This window comes from Roseivivax sp. CAU 1753 (genome assembly GCF_054482575.1).
On the sequence record NZ_JBTLRF010000004.1, the window covers coordinates 335,133 to 351,075 of the forward strand.

General features: G+C 65.7%; 11 protein-coding genes. 7 read left to right on the plus strand and 4 right to left on the minus strand.

All coding sequences use genetic code 11. The features are described 5' to 3' along the window. Positions 1–57: 57 nt before the first annotated feature. The gene (locus ACXYMN_RS11420; protein WP_459013762.1) at positions 58–489 is read left to right on the plus strand and encodes a PaaI family thioesterase; all 432 of its coding nucleotides are present in this window, start codon (positions 58–60) and stop codon (positions 487–489) included. Positions 490–775: 286 nt separating this feature from the next. On the opposite strand, the gene ACXYMN_RS11425 is transcribed toward ACXYMN_RS11420, so the two are convergent. Next, a complete protein-coding gene (locus ACXYMN_RS11425; RefSeq protein WP_459013763.1) occupies positions 776–1,681 on the minus strand; it encodes a LysR family transcriptional regulator in 906 nt (301 codons plus the stop codon). A 166-nt stretch (positions 1,682–1,847) separates the two neighbouring features. On the opposite strand from ACXYMN_RS11425, the gene ACXYMN_RS11430 reads away from it, so the two are divergent. The 3 genes from ACXYMN_RS11430 (at position 1,848) to argC (ending at position 7,447) form a co-directional block, all read left to right on the plus strand. Next, positions 1,848–5,273: an indolepyruvate ferredoxin oxidoreductase family protein gene (locus tag ACXYMN_RS11430; protein WP_459013764.1), complete on the plus strand. Its 3,426-nt coding sequence runs from the start codon at positions 1,848–1,850 to the stop codon at positions 5,271–5,273. A gap of 274 nt (positions 5,274–5,547) precedes the next feature. After that, on the plus strand, positions 5,548–6,360 hold the full coding sequence (locus ACXYMN_RS11435; RefSeq protein ID WP_459013765.1) for a glutamate racemase: 813 nt from the start codon (positions 5,548–5,550) through the stop codon (positions 6,358–6,360). A 58-nt stretch (positions 6,361–6,418) separates the two neighbouring features. After that, a complete protein-coding gene (argC, locus tag ACXYMN_RS11440) occupies positions 6,419–7,447 on the plus strand; it encodes an N-acetyl-gamma-glutamyl-phosphate reductase (protein ID WP_459013766.1) in 1,029 nt (342 codons plus the stop codon). Here the strand turns inward: argC and ACXYMN_RS11445 are convergent. Then, on the minus strand, positions 7,438–8,064 hold the full coding sequence (locus ACXYMN_RS11445; RefSeq protein WP_459013767.1) for a thiamine phosphate synthase: 627 nt from the start codon (positions 8,062–8,064) through the stop codon (positions 7,438–7,440). The two genes, argC and ACXYMN_RS11445, sit on opposite strands and share 10 nt — an antisense overlap. 270 nt (positions 8,065–8,334) lie before the next feature. Here ACXYMN_RS11445 and ACXYMN_RS11450 point away from each other — a divergent pair, with 270 nt between their 5' ends. The 3 genes from ACXYMN_RS11450 to ACXYMN_RS11460 all read left to right on the plus strand — a co-directional run bounded on the left by ACXYMN_RS11450 (position 8,335) and on the right by ACXYMN_RS11460 (position 11,756). After that, positions 8,335–9,075, plus strand: coding sequence for an RNA methyltransferase (locus ACXYMN_RS11450; protein ID WP_459013768.1), 741 nt, complete (start codon positions 8,335–8,337; stop codon positions 9,073–9,075). 63 nt (positions 9,076–9,138) lie between these two features. Continuing rightward, a complete protein-coding gene (ctaA, locus tag ACXYMN_RS11455) occupies positions 9,139–10,284 on the plus strand; it encodes a heme A synthase (RefSeq protein WP_459013769.1) in 1,146 nt (381 codons plus the stop codon). Further along, complete coding sequence (locus ACXYMN_RS11460) at positions 10,281–11,756, plus strand: carboxypeptidase M32 (RefSeq protein ID WP_459013770.1); 1,476 nt, start codon at positions 10,281–10,283, stop codon at positions 11,754–11,756. The genes ctaA and ACXYMN_RS11460 overlap by 4 nt, the downstream gene beginning before the upstream one ends. Before the next feature lie 332 nt (positions 11,757–12,088). On the opposite strand, the gene ACXYMN_RS11465 is transcribed toward ACXYMN_RS11460, so the two are convergent. Next, positions 12,089–12,955 (minus strand): LysR family transcriptional regulator, encoded by an 867-nt coding sequence (locus ACXYMN_RS11465; protein WP_459013772.1) that lies wholly within the window; start codon positions 12,953–12,955, stop codon positions 12,089–12,091. Positions 12,956–13,124: 169 nt separating this feature from the next. Next, the gene (gyrA, locus tag ACXYMN_RS11470; RefSeq protein ID WP_459013773.1) at positions 13,125–15,890 is read right to left on the minus strand and encodes a DNA gyrase subunit A; all 2,766 of its coding nucleotides are present in this window, start codon (positions 15,888–15,890) and stop codon (positions 13,125–13,127) included. Between the last annotated feature and the right edge of the window lie 53 nt (positions 15,891–15,943).

Below are 15,943 nucleotides of genomic sequence, written 5' to 3' on the forward strand. Positions count from 1 at the left end.
TCTCCTCTTTCGACAAATGCAGCCTAGCGGGGCGCATTACGCAAGGAAAGCAGCCGCATGGTCATCAAGGTTCCCGCAGACGAAATGGCAGCCTACCTCGACGAGGTGTTCCCCCAGGTCAAAGGCATGTTCAGCATCGACCGGCTGGATGCGGACCTGCTGGTGATGCGCCTGCATGTGGAGGACCAGCACCTGCGCCCCGGCGGCACCGTTTCGGGGCCCGCGATGTTCGGGCTGGCCGATGTGGCGGCCTATGTGGCGACCATGGCCCGGATCGGCCGCGAGGCGCTGGCCGTGACCACGAACTGTTCGATCGACTTCATGCGCAAGCCTGCCGCCGGGGCGGATGTGCTGGCCGAATGCCGGGTGCTCAAGCTGGGCAGGGTGCTGTCGGTCTGCGACGTGCTGCTGTTCTCCGAAGGCGATCCGGCCCCTGTGGCACGCGCCAACCTGACCTATTCCGTCCCGCCCCGGCCCGCCGCATCCTAGCCGCCCCGACATGCCCTGACATGCCCCGACATGCCCGGACGTGCCCCGACATGGCCCGACGTACCTTGACCGCCGGACCCGGCCGGTCCGCAAGGACACCCGCGGCACCGCGCAAAAAAAAGGCCGAGCGCAAAGCTCGGCCAAGTCCAACAGGGAGGTATGAAGATGACCGCTGCTGCGCGTTCATCGCCATGCATTCGACCTAATGAGCAGAACCGAGTCGATCAACCCTGATCACGCCGCAGGCGCATCATGACCGTCATGTTGTGGCGTCATGGCTCCACCGTCAGGACGATTCCATCGCCTTCCGGGTCTTGCGATGCGCGATGATTTCGTCCTGAACGAAGTCGCGGAACGCTTCTATCCTTTTGGAATGTCGCAACTCTTCCGGATAGGCAAGAAAGACCGGCACCTCGACGCTTTCCACATCCGGCAGGACCCGCACCACCGAGGGGAAATCCTCGATGATGTAATCGGGCAACACGCCGATCCCCAGGTTCGAGATGACCGCCTGCAACACCCCGAAGTAGTTGTTGACCGTCAGGGTCGCCTTGATGTCGTAGGTCAGCAGTTCCTGCACAAGGCTCAGACCGGCGGAAACCTGCGGCGTGCGGGTGTTCTGGCAGATCAGCCGATGCGCGGCCATATCCTCAAGCGACTGCGGCGTGCCGTTCTTTTCCAGATAGTCGGGCGACGCGTAAAGGCGCATCCGGATATGCATCAGCCGCTTGCGGATCAGATCGGCCTGCGACGGTTCCTTCATCCGAATCGCCACATCCGCCTCGCGCATCGGCAGATCGAGCACGCGCTCTTCCAGCATCAGGTCGATGTTCAGTTCGGGGTACTTGTCGTACAGCTTCGACAGACGCGGCGCCAGCCAGAGAGAGCCGAACCCCGTGGTCGTGGTCACCCGCAACTCGCCGAACACTTCCTCTTCGCTGTCGCGGATGCGCGCGGTGGCGGCATCGATACGCTTGTTCATGGCGACGGTCGCGTCGAACAGCAATTCGCCCTGTTCGGTCAGAATCAGCCCCCGCGCATGCCGGTGGAACAGCGTTGTATCCAGCGCCGTTTCCAGCGACCGGATCTGCCGCGAGACCGCGGACTGGGACAGGTGCAGGGCATCACCCGCATGGGTGAGGCTGCCGGCGTCTGCCACCGCATGAAAGATTCTGAGTTTATCCCAGTCCATGAAATACTCTTTCGGGTTACCTAGCGGTGCTTACTTAAAACTTTGCAAATTTTAAACTGCGGAGTTCACGAAATCGCGCAATTGCCTGCGAAATTCCTATACAGGTCAGATCTTTTGACCTAAAATTCGACCATAGCCACACACATTGAGCGACGGGAGACGCTAGATGTCGAAGCAACAGATTTCACTCGATGACCGGTTCGATCTTGCGACCGAACAGGTGCTCTTGAACGGCACCCAGGCGCTGGTGCGCCTGATGCTGACCCAGGCCGCGCGCGACCGCGCGGCGGGGCTGAACACCGCCGGGTACGTGACCGGCTATCGCGGCTCGCCGCTGGGTGCGGTGGACCTGCAGATGGCCCGCGCGACCAAGCACCTGACCGCGGCCAACGTGCTGTTCAAGGAAGGCCTGAACGAAGACCTCGCGGCCACCGCCCTCTGGGGCAGCCAGCAGGCAGAGCTGCGCGGCGAGGGCAAGTATGACGGCGTCTTCGGGCTCTGGTACGGCAAGGGGCCCGGCGTCGACCGCACCGGCGACGTGATGCGCCACGCCAACATGGCCGGCACCTCGCGCCATGGCGGCGTGCTGATGGCCATGGGCGACGATCACACCGGCGAAAGCTCGACCGTGCTGCACCAGTCCGAATGGGCGCTTGTCGATGCCTATATGCCCGTCGTCTCCCCCGCGGGTGTGCAGGAAATCCTCGACTACGGCATCTACGGCTATGCCCTGTCGCGCTATTCCGGCCTCTGGGTGGGCTTGAAGACCATGAAGGACACGGTCGAGGCCACCTCGGTTGTCGATGGCCGCGTCGGGCGCATGCAGCTGATCGAACCCGCCGATTTTGCCATGCCCGAAGGCGGGCTCAACATCCGGCTCGGCGACACGCCGCATGCGCAGGAGGCGCGCATGATCGACTACAAGCGCTTCGCCGCCGAAGCGTTCTCCCACGCCAACCGGATGGACAAGCGCGTCTGGGGCACGCCCGGTGCCAGGATCGGCTTTGTCGCGGCGGGCAAGAACTGGCTCGACCTCGTGCACGCGCTGAGCCTCTTGAACATCGACGAGGCCGAGGCCGACCGCCTTGGCATCACCACCTACAAGGTCGGCCAGACCTTCCCGCTCGACATGCAGGGGTTCCACGACTGGGCCGAGGATCTCGACCTGATCGTCATCGTCGAGGAAAAGCGCAAGCTGATCGAGGTGCAGGTCAAGGAGGCGATCTTCGACGACCGCCAGGGCCGCCGCGTCTATGGCTGGTACAAGGGCGGGGCAGGCGGCATGCACCGCGAAGAGCTGTTCCCGACGCGCGGCGCGCTCGATCCGGTCTGGATCGCCGAGAAGCTGGGCGAGATCCTCATCGAGGAGGGCCGCGGCACCGATGGCGTCAAGGCGGGGCTGTCGCGTCTCTCGGATGCCCGCCGCGCCGACAACGCCGAGGAAATCGCGGCGCGTCTGCCCTATTATTGCTCGGGCTGCCCGCACAACACCTCGACCAAGGTGCCCGAGGGCTCCCGCGCCTATGCCGGGATCGGCTGTCACTACATGGTGCAGTGGATGGACCGTGCGACCACGGGCTTCACCCACATGGGCGGCGAAGGCGTCAACTGGGTCGGCGAGGCACCTTTCTCGAAGACCCCGCATGTCTACCAGAACCTTGGCGACGGCACCTACAATCACTCGGGCGTGCAGGCGATCCGCGCGGCGCTCGCCGCGGGCACCAACATCACCTACAAGATCCTCTACAACGACGCCGTCGCCATGACCGGCGGCCAGAAGAATGAAGGCGGCCTGACGCCCGACCGCATCGCCCGCGAGCTGGACGCCATGGGCGTCGGCCGCATCGAGGTGGTCTACGACGAAAAGGAAGAGCCCCGCCGCGAGGACTTCCCGAAATCCGTCGGCTGGCACCCCCGCGCCGATATGGAGGCCGTGCAGACCGAATTGCGCGACGTCGAGGGCGTCACAGCCATCATCTACATCCAGACCTGCGCCGCCGAAAAGCGCCGCCGCCGCAAGCGGGGCCAGTTTCCCGACCCCGACACCCGCGTCTTCATCAACACCGATGTCTGCGAGGGCTGCGGCGATTGCGGCGTGCAGTCGAACTGCGTCTCGATCGTGCCGGTCGAGACCGAGTTCGGCCGCAAGCGCGCCATCGACCAGTCGTCCTGCAACAAGGACTATTCCTGCCTCAAGGGCTTCTGCCCGTCCTTCGTGACCATCGAGGGCGCGGAGATGAAGAAAGACAGCGGCACCGGGATCGACCTGCCGCATCTGCCCGAACCGGCCGTGCCCGCCATCGACAAGACCTGGAACATCGTCATCACCGGGGTGGGCGGCACCGGCGTCGTCACCGTCGGCGCGATCCTGGCGCAGGCGGCGCAGATCGACGGCAAGGGGGCGGGCATGATGGAAATGGCCGGCCTCGCCCAGAAGGGCGGCGCGGTGCATATCCACCTGCGTCTGGCCAACGCGCCGGACGATATCAGCGCCATCCGCGTCGCCACCGGCGAGGCCGATGCGCTCATCGGCGGCGATCTGGTGGTCTCTGCCGGGGCCAAGACGCTGGGCCTGACCGCGACGGGCCGCACCGGGGCGGTGGTCAACAGCCACGAGATCATCACCGGCGACTTCACCCGCAACACCGAGTTCTCGCTGCCCACCGACCGGTTGCGCATGGCGCTCGAACGGCGGATGAAGGACGACGTGATCCTGTTCGACGCGACAGAGCTGGCGCGCGTGGTGATGGGCGATTCGATCTTCTCGAACACCATGATCCTCGGGGCGGCCTGGCAGCGCGGGCTGATTCCGCTGCCGCTCTCGGCCATCGAAGCGGCGTTCCGCCTCAACGGTGCCGCGGTCGAGCGCAACCTGCGCGCCTTCGCCATCGGGCGCTGGGCCGCGTTGCACCCGGTCGAGGCGGCGGCAATGATCACACCCGACAACGTGGTCGACAAACCGAGGACGCTCGAAGAGCGGATCGAGGTGCGCGCGACCCACCTCGAAGCCTACCAGTCCAAACGGCTGGCCCGGCGCTATCGCAAGCTGGTCGATGGCGTGACCGAGCCGCGGCTGCGCGAAGCGGTCGCGAAAGGCTATCACAAGGTGCTGTCCTACAAGGACGAATACGAGGTCGCCCGCCTGCATCTCGACACCCGCCAAAAGGCCGCGGAACAGTTCGGCGGCGATTTCAGGATGTCGTTCCACCTCGCACCGCCGCTGCTGTCGCGCGAAGGCTCTGACGGGCGTCCGAAGAAAAAGACCTATGGCGAAGGCATGTTGCGCAATTTCAAGCTGCTGGCGCGGCTCAAATCCCTGCGCGGCACGCCGTTCGACCCCTTCGGCTACGCCGCGGAGCGGCGCATGGAACGCGCGCTGATCCGCCAATACGAGGCCGACATGGCCGAATGGCTGCCCAAAGCCACATCCGACCGGCTGGACGCCCTTGTCGCGCTGGCCGAACTGCCCCTGTCGGTGCGGGGCTTCGGCCCGGTGAAGTTGGCCAACCTGGCCCGCGCAGAAAAGCGGCGCGAAGAAATCCTCGCGGCGCTGAAATCCGGCCCCGCCGGGATGCGCAAGGCCGCCGAGTGATCACGCCACATTCCCGGACCGGGGGCTGGCAGGATCGGGCAGGGCCGGTCGGGGGCAGGCAGGGCCGGGCAGGGCCGTGACGGCCTTGTCCGTTCCGGCCTGGGGTGGACCCCTCGCGGACGACCCGCGCAGGGCGATGGATTTCCGGCGCAATCCGACCTATGAGCAGTCTCGAACACCGTGGGCCGTCTTTGCGCGCGGGGTCGTGTGTGACGGGACGTGAACAACAGCGCGCGGGCGAAGTCCCTGATGCGCAAGGCGAAAGGGATACTCCATGGCGATTGGCGTCTTCGATTCGGGGCTGGGCGGACTCACCGTTCTCGACGCGATCGTAAAGCGTCTGCCCGACACGCCGCTGGTCTATTACGGCGACAATGCGCATACGCCCTACGGGGTGCGCGAGGCCGACGATATCTACAATCTGACCACCCGGGGGGTCGAACGGCTGTGGCAGGAAGGCTGCGATCTGGTGATCCTGGCCTGCAACACCGCCTCGGCGGCGGCCCTGCGCCGCATGCAGGAGGCCTGGGTGCCCACCGACAAGCGCGTGCTTGGCGTCTTCGTGCCGCTGATCGAGGCGCTGACCGAACGGCAATGGGGCGACAACTCCCCTCCGCGCGAGGTCGCGGTGAATTCCGTGGCCCTTTTCGCGACCCCCGCCACGGTGCGCAGCCGCGCGTTCCAGCGCGAACTCAGCTTCCGTGCCGTCGGCGTCGATGTCGAGGCGCAGGCCTGCGGCGGGTTGGTCGATGCCATCGAGGACGGCGACATGATCCTTGCCGAGGCGCTGGTGCGCAGCCACGTGGACGCGCTGAAACGCAAGATGCCCGAACCTGACGCCGCGATCCTCGGCTGCACGCATTACCCGCTGATGGAGGCGGCGTTCCGCGCGGCGCTGGGTCCGGACGTCTCGGTCTATTCGCAGCCCTCGGTGGTTGCCGAAAGCCTGGCCGATTACCTGTCGCGCCGACCCGAAATGGCCGGCACCGGCACCCGGGCCCGCTTCCTGACCACCGGCGATCCCGCCCGTGTTTCGGCCCAGGCCACCACCTTCCTGCGACGACAGATCGCCTTCGAGGCGGCCTGAGCGCCGCGCCTTCCGCGCCTGATTTCAAGACCTTGACCCATCAATACAGAGGCAGGATATGCCCCATAACATCGCCATCATCGGCGCGTCCGGATACACCGGCGCCGAACTCGTCCGCCTGATCGCCACCCATCCCGACCTGCGCATCGCCGCGCTGGCGGCCAATTCCAAGGCCGGTCAGACCATGGCCCAGGTGTTTCCGCACCTGCGTCACCTCGATCTGCCGCCCCTCGTGACCTGGGAAGAGATCGACTTTTCCGGCATCGACCTGTGCTTCTGCGCCCTGCCGCACAAGACCAGCCAGGAGGTCATCGCCAAGCTGCCCGCCGATCTCAGGATCGTCGACCTGTCGGCGGATTTCCGGCTGCGCGATCCCGCCGCTTACGAACGCTGGTACGGCAATGCCCATGCCGCCCCCGATATGCAGGCCGAGGCGGTCTATGGCCTGACCGAGTTCTACCGCTTTGAGATCGCCGCCGCGCGGCTGGTCGCGGGCACCGGCTGCAACGCGGCCACCGGGCAATACATGCTGCGGCCCCTGATCGCTGCGGGCGTGATCGGCCTCGACGACATCATCCTCGACCTCAAATGTGGGGTCTCGGGGGCAGGGCGGTCGCTGAAGGAAAACCTGCTGCACGCCGAGTTGTCAGAGGGCAGCAACGCCTATTCGGTCGGCGGCACGCACCGCCATCTGGGCGAGTTCGACCAGGAATTCTCGGCCCTCGCGGGTCGCCCGGTGAAAATCCAGTTCACCCCGCACCTTGTGCCGATGAACCGGGGCATCCTGGCCACGGGCTATGTCTCTGGCGACGCAGGCGCGGTGCATGACGCACTTGCGGCGGCCTATGTATCCGAGCCCTTCGTCGTGGTCCTGCCGCTGGGCGAGACGCCCTCGACGCACCACGTCCGGGGCTCGAACTTCTGTCACATCGGGGTGGTCGGCGACCGCATCGACGGCCGTGCCATTGTCGTGGCCGCGCTCGACAACCTGACCAAGGGATCCTCGGGTCAGGCGCTTCAGAACGCCAACCTGATGCTCGGTCTCGACGAGACCACGGGGCTGATGCTGGCGGCCTGCTACCCCTGATCCATCGCCGCGATCAACGCACCGAGGGCCGCCGTGGGGTCTTCGGTGCGCCAGATCTCCTCGCCGATCGAGAAGAAATCCACCACCGGTGCCAGATCGCGCACGATGGTCTCGGTCAGGCCGCCCTCGGCGATCACCGGCAATTCGATCATGTCCGACCACCACTCGAACAGGGCGCGGTCGGCGATGCTGCCATCGCCCAGCGCGCTGCCCGATACCGGCCCGAAGCTGATGTAATCGGCCCCGGCCTCGCCCGCGTTGATGCCGTCATGGCGCGAGGTGCCGCAGAACGCGCCGATGATGGCATCCGGGCCCAGTTCCTTGCGCGCGCCGCGCACCGCCCGGCCGCCGTCGGGGAAATGCACCCCGTCAAGACCAAGCCGCTGGGCCAGCACGACATGCGTGTCGATCACCAGCGCGATGTCATGCCGATGCGCCAGTTCGCGAATGACATCGGCGCCCCGCAGCAGCGTATCCTCGTCCCGGGTCGCAAGGCTCAGGCGCAGGCAGGCAACCGCATGCGCATCGAGCAGCGCCGAAAGCTGGTCGGGAAACGCCATGAGGTCAAGCTCGGGCGGGGTGACTAGGGTGATCTGGGGGCGGTCATCGGCGGACATGGCGCGCTCCTTGCGGGGGTTTTGCCCCTCTTAGCGAAGTGCCCGGGCAGACGCCAGCCGGGCGTGTGGCGCAGCGGCGCGCATGCCCGGGTGCGGCGCGCCGGTGGCCGTGTCGCGTTTGCGTTTTTTTGGAAAGATGAAATGGACGCAATCGGAGTGTCCCGGGCCGGACCCGGGGCGCGGCGAGGAGGTGTCTGGAGGGGCGCGCGGCTTGCCCCTGCCGCTCCGAGGCAATACCAGAGCGCGCAACCCTTCAGGAGACGAGCCTTCATGTCCGCGCCGCAGCCCGCCTTTGTCCTCGTCAATCCGCAGATGGGAGAGAATATCGGGGCCGCCGCGCGCGCGATGTGGAATTTCGGGCTGGACCGCATGCGGCTCGTGGCCCCCCGCGACGGCTGGCCCAATCCCAAGGCGGTCGCGATGGCCTCGGGGGCGGGGCGGCTGCTGGATGATGCGCAGCTGTTCCAGACGACCGAAGACGCCATCGCGGATGCCGATTTTGTGCTGGCCACCACGGCGCGGCACCGCGGCCTGACCAAGCCCGTCTATGCCCCCGAGGCGGCCCTGGCCGAGATCGCGGCGCGCATCGCCCGGGGCCAGAAGACCGCGATCCTGTTCGGACCCGAGCGGGCGGGTCTGGAAAACGCCGACATCGCCATGGCCAACGGCATCATATCGGTACCGGTGAACCCTGCGTTTGCGTCGCTCAATCTGGCGCAATGCGTGCTGCTGACGGCCTATGAGTGGCGCCGCGCCAGCACCGAGATCGCCGGGCGCAGCGTCGAGATGGCCGGAACGGACTGGGCCAACCAGGCCGAGGTCGCCGCCCTCGCGCGCCATTACGAAGAGCGCATGGAAACCGCGGGGCTGTTCTTTCCCGATCACAAGGCAGACACCATGAAGCGCAACCTGCGCAACCTGTGGTCGCGCATGCCGCTGACCCGGTCGGACGTGCAGACCTTTCACGGCATCCTGCGTCAAATGGTGCGGTGGAAAGACCGGGGAGGCTGACTTGAAGCCGCCCCATGCCAGCCCTAATGTCTGCCCCGACACCAATAAAGGCGTATGAGACGCATGAGCAAACCCCGCAAACTCTTCGAGGAGGTGGGCACCGGGACCTCTGCCGGGGCCCCGCGTGAAACCGGCCTGATCGACAAGGGCCGCCGCGGTGCGCGCGGCGCGATCCGCATCTGGCTGATGATCCTCTTCGTGCTCGTCATGGCGATGATCGTGGTGGGCGGGCTGACCCGCCTGACCGACAGCGGCCTGTCGATCACCGAATGGGCCCCGGTCGCGGGCGCGCTGCCGCCGATGGACGCCGCCGCCTGGGCCACGGAGTTCGACAAGTACCGCGCGATTCCGGAATACCAGTTGCAGAATGTCGGCATGTCGCTGACCGAGTTCAAGTTCATCTACTGGTGGGAATGGGGCCATCGCCAGCTCGGGCGCTTTGTCGGGCTGGTCTGGGCGCTGGGCTTTGTCGGCTTCCTGGTGGCGCGGCAGATCCCGCCGGGCTGGACCGGGCGTCTGCTGCTGCTGGGCGCGCTGGGCGGGCTTCAGGGCGCGATCGGCTGGTGGATGGTGGCCTCGGGCCTGTCCGGCGACCGGGTCGACGTGGCCAGCTACCGGCTCGCCACCCATCTGGGGCTGGCCTTTGTCATCCTTGGGATCATCTCGTGGTACGTGTTCCAGCTTGGCCGGGCCGAGCGTGACCTGATGCAGCACCGCCGCGCGCGGGAAGCCAGACTCTTTTCGCTGTCCACGGCACTGGTCTGCCTGCTGTTCCTGCAGATCCTGCTGGGGGCGCTGGTGGCGGGCATCGATGCGGGCCGCAACTATACCGACTGGCCGCTGATGGCCGGCGGCATCTTCCCGCCCACCCCGTTCGAGATCACGCCGCTCTGGCGAAATTTCTTCGAGAACGCGGGCACCGTGCAATTCATGCACCGTGTCGCGGGCTACCTGCTTTTTGCCATGGCCATCGTCGTCTGGCTGCGCGCCCGGAAATCCGGCAATGCCGATACCCGCTTCCGGTTCAACGCGATGCTGGCCATGATGACGGTCCAGATGATCCTCGGCATCGTCACGGTGCTTTACGCAGCCGCGCTCGAGATCGCCATCGTGCACCAGTTGGGCGCCGTTCTGCTCTGGGTGCTGACACTTCGCGCGCGCTTCGGTGCGGGCTTTCCCAAACCGCAATCCCTGCGAGGCACCACATGAGCGATGCATATACCGACCTGATGGCGTTTCAGCGCGAGACCCAGGCGCTGGGCCAGGTCGCGGGGCGGCTGTCCTGGGACCAGGAAACGGTGATGCCGCGCGGGGCCACGACCCAGCGTTCCGACGAAATGGCCGCGATCGAGGGGGTGCTGCACGCGCGTCGCATCGACCCGCGCGTCGGCGACTGGCTGGCGGCGATCGACGATGCCAACCTCGACGACGTGGGCCGCGCCAACCTGCGCCACATCCGGCGCAGCTACAGCCGCACGATGAAGGTGCCCGGCAATCTGGCCTCGGCGCTGGCCCGCCTGACCTCGATGGCGCAGGGCGTCTGGGCCGAAGCCCGCGCCGACGACGATTTCTCCGCCTTTGCGCCGACCCTGCGCGAGGTCCTGTCGCTGAAGCGCGAAGAGGGTGCGGCGCTTGCCGATGGCGGCAACGTCTATGACGCCCTGCTCGAGGATTACGAACCGGGGGCCACCGCCGAAAGCCTCGAGGCCATGTTCGGCGCCCTGCGCCCGCGTCTGGTGGCGCTGCGCGAACAGGTACTGTCCCGCCCCGCGCCCGCGGCGCTGACGGGCAATTTCGACGAAGCCGCGCAGATGAAACTGGCGCGTCACATCGCCAAGACCTTCGGCTACGACATGAGCCGCGGGCGCGTCGACAAGGCGGTGCATCCGTTCTCGTCCGGGTCGGGCAACGATGTGCGCATCACCACCCGCACGGCGCTGGGCGATCCGTTCAACTGCCTCTACTCGACCATCCACGAGGTCGGCCATGCCAGCTACGAGCAGAACATCGACGCCGACCACCTGCTGACCCCGGTGGGGCAGGGCGTGTCGATGGGCGTGCACGAAAGCCAGAGCCGCATCTACGAGAACCAGCTGGGCCGCAGCCGCGCCTTCTGCCGCTATCTCTATGGCCAGATGCGCGACACCTTCGGCGATATCGGGCTGCCCGACGCCGAGGCGTTCTATGCCGCCGTCAACCGGGTCCATGGCGGCTTCATCCGGACCGAGGCGGACGAGGTGCAGTACAACCTCCACGTGCTGTTGCGATTCGATCTCGAACGCGCGCTGATTGCCCGCGATCTCGAGGTCGATGACCTCGAGGCGGCCTGGAACGACCGGTTCGCGGCGGATTTCGGATACCCGGTCGACCGGGCCTCGAACGGCGTATTGCAGGATGTGCACTGGTCGGTCGGGCTGTTCGGCTACTTCCCGACCTACACGTTGGGCAACGTCTATGCAGGGTGCCTGCACGAGGCGCTGCGCGCGGCCCGTCCCGGCCTCGATGCAGAGCTCGAGGCGGGCGATCTGACCGGTGCCACCGACTGGCTGCGCGAGAATGTACAGCGCTACGGGGGCCTTTACGAGCCGCGCGACGTGATTACCCGCGCCACCGGACACAGCCCGGACGAGGCGGCGTTGCTCAGCTACCTCGAAGACAAGTTCCTGTCGCTCTACGCCTAGGGCAGGGACGGTCCCGCAAGATCGCGCCCCGCACGGTTTCGCATGACCCGATCCGCACGAAAAAAGCGCGGCCCGAAGGCCGCGCAGTCTACGGTGTGCTCGTTTTGATGCGCGTGCATCGGATCGGGAACCGGATCAGGGGGTCCGGCGAAGTCTGGGGAGGCCACCCAATGTGCTTGAGGGAGTCAGAGACGGATGGCCCTTCGCTTTGGAGGAGGATTGATCATGCGACCAAAATGCAACCTTACGGAGATAAGTTAGTCACATCGTCTGTCATTCGACAAGCAAGTTGCGCGATAATGCGCAATTGCATTTTTAGCGGTCTGCTCCGGTCAGGTGGCTTCGCGCGCTTTCGGGCGCTGCTCGGTTTCAAGCCGCGCGAAGCAGTCCATGATCCAGTCGACCACCCGCCGCATCACCGGATCAGAGCGGCGCGTTTCGTGATACATCAGCCAGAACTCCGCCGGATACGACGCCCGCGTCTTGTCCACATAGGTCAGTTCGGGATCTTGCATGCCGATGACGTCAGGCAGCGATCCGGGCAGCCGGGTGACGTGGATCAGCTTGTGCATCGACGCGAAATTCTCGACCCGCAGCCGCGGCGGTTGATCGAAATAGTCGTACCCCATCCGTTGCACCGGCGTGCTTTCATAGGTTTCCGACAGGCCGATCCAACCCTTCCTGTTCGTACCATCCGTCACCGGGCCAAACAGGTTGAAATGCATCGTCCCGGCCTTGCGGGTGACGATACGACCGACCTCGGGCGCGCCCATCTGCAACACGACGTCATGTTCGCCCAGCCCTTCGCGCAAAAGCCGGTCGGTAAAGGTGACGGTGATGCCGTCCAGGTACAGGTCCGGATCGCGCAGGCTTGGCATCAGCACCTGCGCCGAGACCACGGGCGGCGCGCCGATGTTGATCGACACGCATTCGCCTGTGCCGCTGCGGTCGCGGGCGTTCAGGGTGCTTTGCAATTCGCCGTCGAAGGTCTGCGCCAGGTCGATCAGCTTGGTCACCGACGACGACGGCCGCCACCCGCCTGCGGTCTTGACGAAGGCCGCTTCCCCAAGGCTGTCCGACAAACGCTCGATCCGGCGCGAAACCGTCGCGGTATTAGTGCCCAGCAACTTCGCCGCAGCCGTCATCGTGCCGGTGCGTGACAGCGCCACGAGGAATCTCAGATCGTCCCAATTGTCCATCCGGCAGGGATCTCCACATCGTCACTGTCGCAAGCCACCGCGCAAACCCGGGCACGACCAAAACAGGGCGTGCCCACCCGATCCGAATGCGGAGGGGGTGGGCACGCCCATAAACGTAAAGCCATCATTGCGCGAGCGCAACAAAGCCAGCGCGTTTCAGCGCTGTTTCTCAGTCCTCGGCGTCCCCGGGGGCCGGTATGTCGGCATCCTCGCCGCCATCCACATCCGGTTGCTCCGCGATCCAGGCCACGGACACCACTTCTTCACCTTTTGCGGTGTTGAAGACCCGCACGCCACCTGCCGATCTCGACCGGAACGAAATGCCCTCCACAGGCACCCGAATCGACTGCCCCTTCGAGGTGGCAAGCATGATCTGGTCGTCCAGTTCGACCGGGAAGCAGGCCACCACCGGCCCGCCCCGCATCGCCTTGTCCATCGCCTGCACACCCATGCCGCCCCGGCCCCGGATCGGGTAATCGTGGCTCGAGCTGAGCTTGCCGGACCCTTCCCGCGTGATCGTCAGGATCAGGTTCTCGGCAGCCGACATCTCGGCATATTGCTCGGTCGAGAAGTTGGGATCGGCCACCGCGGCATCGTCGTCCCCGGCTTCGGCCTCGTCCGACAGGCCCGCCATGGCGCGGCGCATCTTCAGGTAGGCGGTGCGTTCCTCGGGCGTGTAGCGCGAATGCCGGATCACCGCCATCGACACCACATGGTCGTCGCCGGTCAGACGGATGCCGCGCACGCCGGTCGACTTGCGCCCCTTGAAGACCCGCACATCGGTCGTGCGGAACCGGATCGCGCGCCCGCTGTCGGTGATCAGCATGACGTCGTCATCCTCGGACGCGATGCGGGCATTCACCAGACTGACGCCCTCGGACAGCTCCATCGCGATCTTGCCGTTGCGCTTGACGTTGGTGAAATCCGACAGCGCGTTGCGCCGCACATCACCCGCCGAGGTGGCAAAGACGATCTGCAGGTCGTCCCAGTCTTCTTCCTCGCGGTCGACCGGCATGATCGCCGCGATCGAAACGCCCGTCGGGATCGGCAGGATATTGACGATGGCCTTGCCCTTCGAGGTGCGCCCCCCCAGCGGCAGCCGCCAGGTCTTCAGCTTGTAGACCATCCCGTCGGTGGTGAAGAACAAAAGCTGCGTATGGGTGTTGGCCACAAACAGCGTGGTGACCGCGTCGTCATCCTTCAGCGTGCCGCCCGCCAGCCCCTTGCCGCCGCGCTTCTGCGACCGGAAGTCCGCCAGCGGCGTGCGCTTGATATAGCCGCCCGCGGTAACCGTCACGACCATGTCCTGCCGCTCGATGAGGTCCTCGTCCTCCATGTCGCCCGACCAGTCGACGATCTCGGTGCGGCGCGGCACCGCGAACAGGTCCCTCACCTCTTTCAACTCGTCCGAGATGATGCCCATGATCCGATCGCGCGACGACAGGATCTCGAGGTATTCCTTGATCTTGCCGGCCAGCTCTTCCAGCTCGTCGGTCACTTCCTTGACGCCCAGCTGCGTCAGGCGCTGCAACCGCAGCTCCAGAATGGCGCGGGCCTGCGCTTCGGACAGGTTGTAGGTGCCGTCGTCGTTCATGGTGTGCGTCGGGTCGTCGATCAGCCGGATGAAAGGCGCGATCTCGCCCGCGGGCCAGCGCCGCGTCATCAGCTTTTCGCGTGCCTCCGCCGCATCCGCCGAGGCCCGGATCGTCGCCACCACCTCGTCGACATTGGACACCGCCACCGCCAGGCCGCACAGGATGTGGCTGCGCTCGCGCGCCTTGCGCAGCAGGTAGGCAGTGCGCCGCGCCACCACTTCCTCGCGGAAATCGATGAAGGATGTCAGGAACTTGCGCAGGGTCAGCTGTTCCGGCTTGCCGCCGTTCAACGCCAGCATGTTGCAGCCGAAATAGGTCTGCATCGGGGTAAACCGGAACAACTGGTTCAGCACCACATCCGGCGTCGCATCGCGCTTCAGTTCGACCACGACGCGCACACCATTGCGGTCGCTTTCGTCCTGCACATGGGCGATGCCCTCGATCTTCTTGTCGCGGGCCTGCTCGGCGATCTTCTCGATCATCGAGGCCTTGTTCACCTGATAGGGAATCTCGTCGATGATGATGGCATAGCGGTCGCGGCGAATCTCCTCGACCCGCGTCTTGGCCCGCACGATCACCGATCCGCGCCCCTCGAGATACGCCTTGCGCGCCCCCGAGCGGCCCAGCATCAGCCCGCCGGTGGGAAAATCGGGGCCCGGCACGAACCCGATCAGCGCCTCCGACGACAGGTCCGGATCGTCAATCAGCGCCAGCGTCGCGTCGATCACCTCGCCCAGATTGTGCGGCGGGATGTTGGTCGCCATGCCCACGGCAATGCCGCCCGCGCCATTCACCAGCATATTGGGAAAACGCGCCGGCAGCACCGTCGGCTCGCGATCCTTGCCGTCGTAATTGTCCTGAAAATCGACGGTATCCTTGTCGATATCGTTCAGAATGAAGGCGGCGGGCTTGTCCATCCGCACTTCGGTATAGCGCATGGCCGCGGGGTTATCGCCGTCCATCGACCCGAAATTGCCCTGGCCGTCCAGAAGCGGCAGCGACATCGAAAAATCCTGCGCCATCCGCACCAGCGCGTCGTAGATCGCCGAATCCCCGTGCGGGTGGTATTTACCCATCACGTCGCCGACGGGCCGCGCCGACTTGCGATAGGACTTGTCATGGGTGTTGCCGGTCTCGTGCATCGCATAGAGGATGCGCCGGTGCACCGGCTTCAGCCCGTCGCGCAGATCCGGGATCGCCCGGCTCACGATGACGCTCATGGCGTAATCGAGATAAGAGGATTTCATCTCGTCGATGATCGAGATCGAGGGCCCCGTCTTCGGCGCCGGAACGGGCGGAATGTCGCTGTCGTTTTCAGGGGGCTCGGGCGTATCGGTCAAAGGTCTGTCCGCCTGTCGTTTTTTCTATATGTTGTTGGTCGGACTATAGCAGA

What these genes read in the sequence shown, in the direction of transcription:
- ACXYMN_RS11465 (WP_459013772.1), bottom strand. Translation starts at nt 12,955, where the DNA reads ATGGACAATTGGGACGATCTGAGATTCCTCGTGGCGCTGTCACGCACC.
- ACXYMN_RS11425 (WP_459013763.1), bottom strand. Translation starts at nt 1,681, where the DNA reads ATGGACTGGGATAAACTCAGAATCTTTCATGCGGTGGCAGACGCCGGC.
- ACXYMN_RS11450 (WP_459013768.1), top strand. Translation starts at nt 8,335, where the DNA reads ATGTCCGCGCCGCAGCCCGCCTTTGTCCTCGTCAATCCGCAGATGGGA.
- ACXYMN_RS11435 (WP_459013765.1), top strand. Translation starts at nt 5,548, where the DNA reads ATGGCGATTGGCGTCTTCGATTCGGGGCTGGGCGGACTCACCGTTCTC.
- ACXYMN_RS11445 (WP_459013767.1), bottom strand. Translation starts at nt 8,064, where the DNA reads ATGTCCGCCGATGACCGCCCCCAGATCACCCTAGTCACCCCGCCCGAG.
- argC (WP_459013766.1), top strand. Translation starts at nt 6,419, where the DNA reads ATGCCCCATAACATCGCCATCATCGGCGCGTCCGGATACACCGGCGCC.
- ACXYMN_RS11420 (WP_459013762.1), top strand. Translation starts at nt 58, where the DNA reads ATGGTCATCAAGGTTCCCGCAGACGAAATGGCAGCCTACCTCGACGAG.
- ACXYMN_RS11430 (WP_459013764.1), top strand. Translation starts at nt 1,848, where the DNA reads ATGTCGAAGCAACAGATTTCACTCGATGACCGGTTCGATCTTGCGACC.
- ctaA (WP_459013769.1), top strand. Translation starts at nt 9,139, where the DNA reads ATGAGCAAACCCCGCAAACTCTTCGAGGAGGTGGGCACCGGGACCTCT.
- ACXYMN_RS11460 (WP_459013770.1), top strand. Translation starts at nt 10,281, where the DNA reads ATGAGCGATGCATATACCGACCTGATGGCGTTTCAGCGCGAGACCCAG.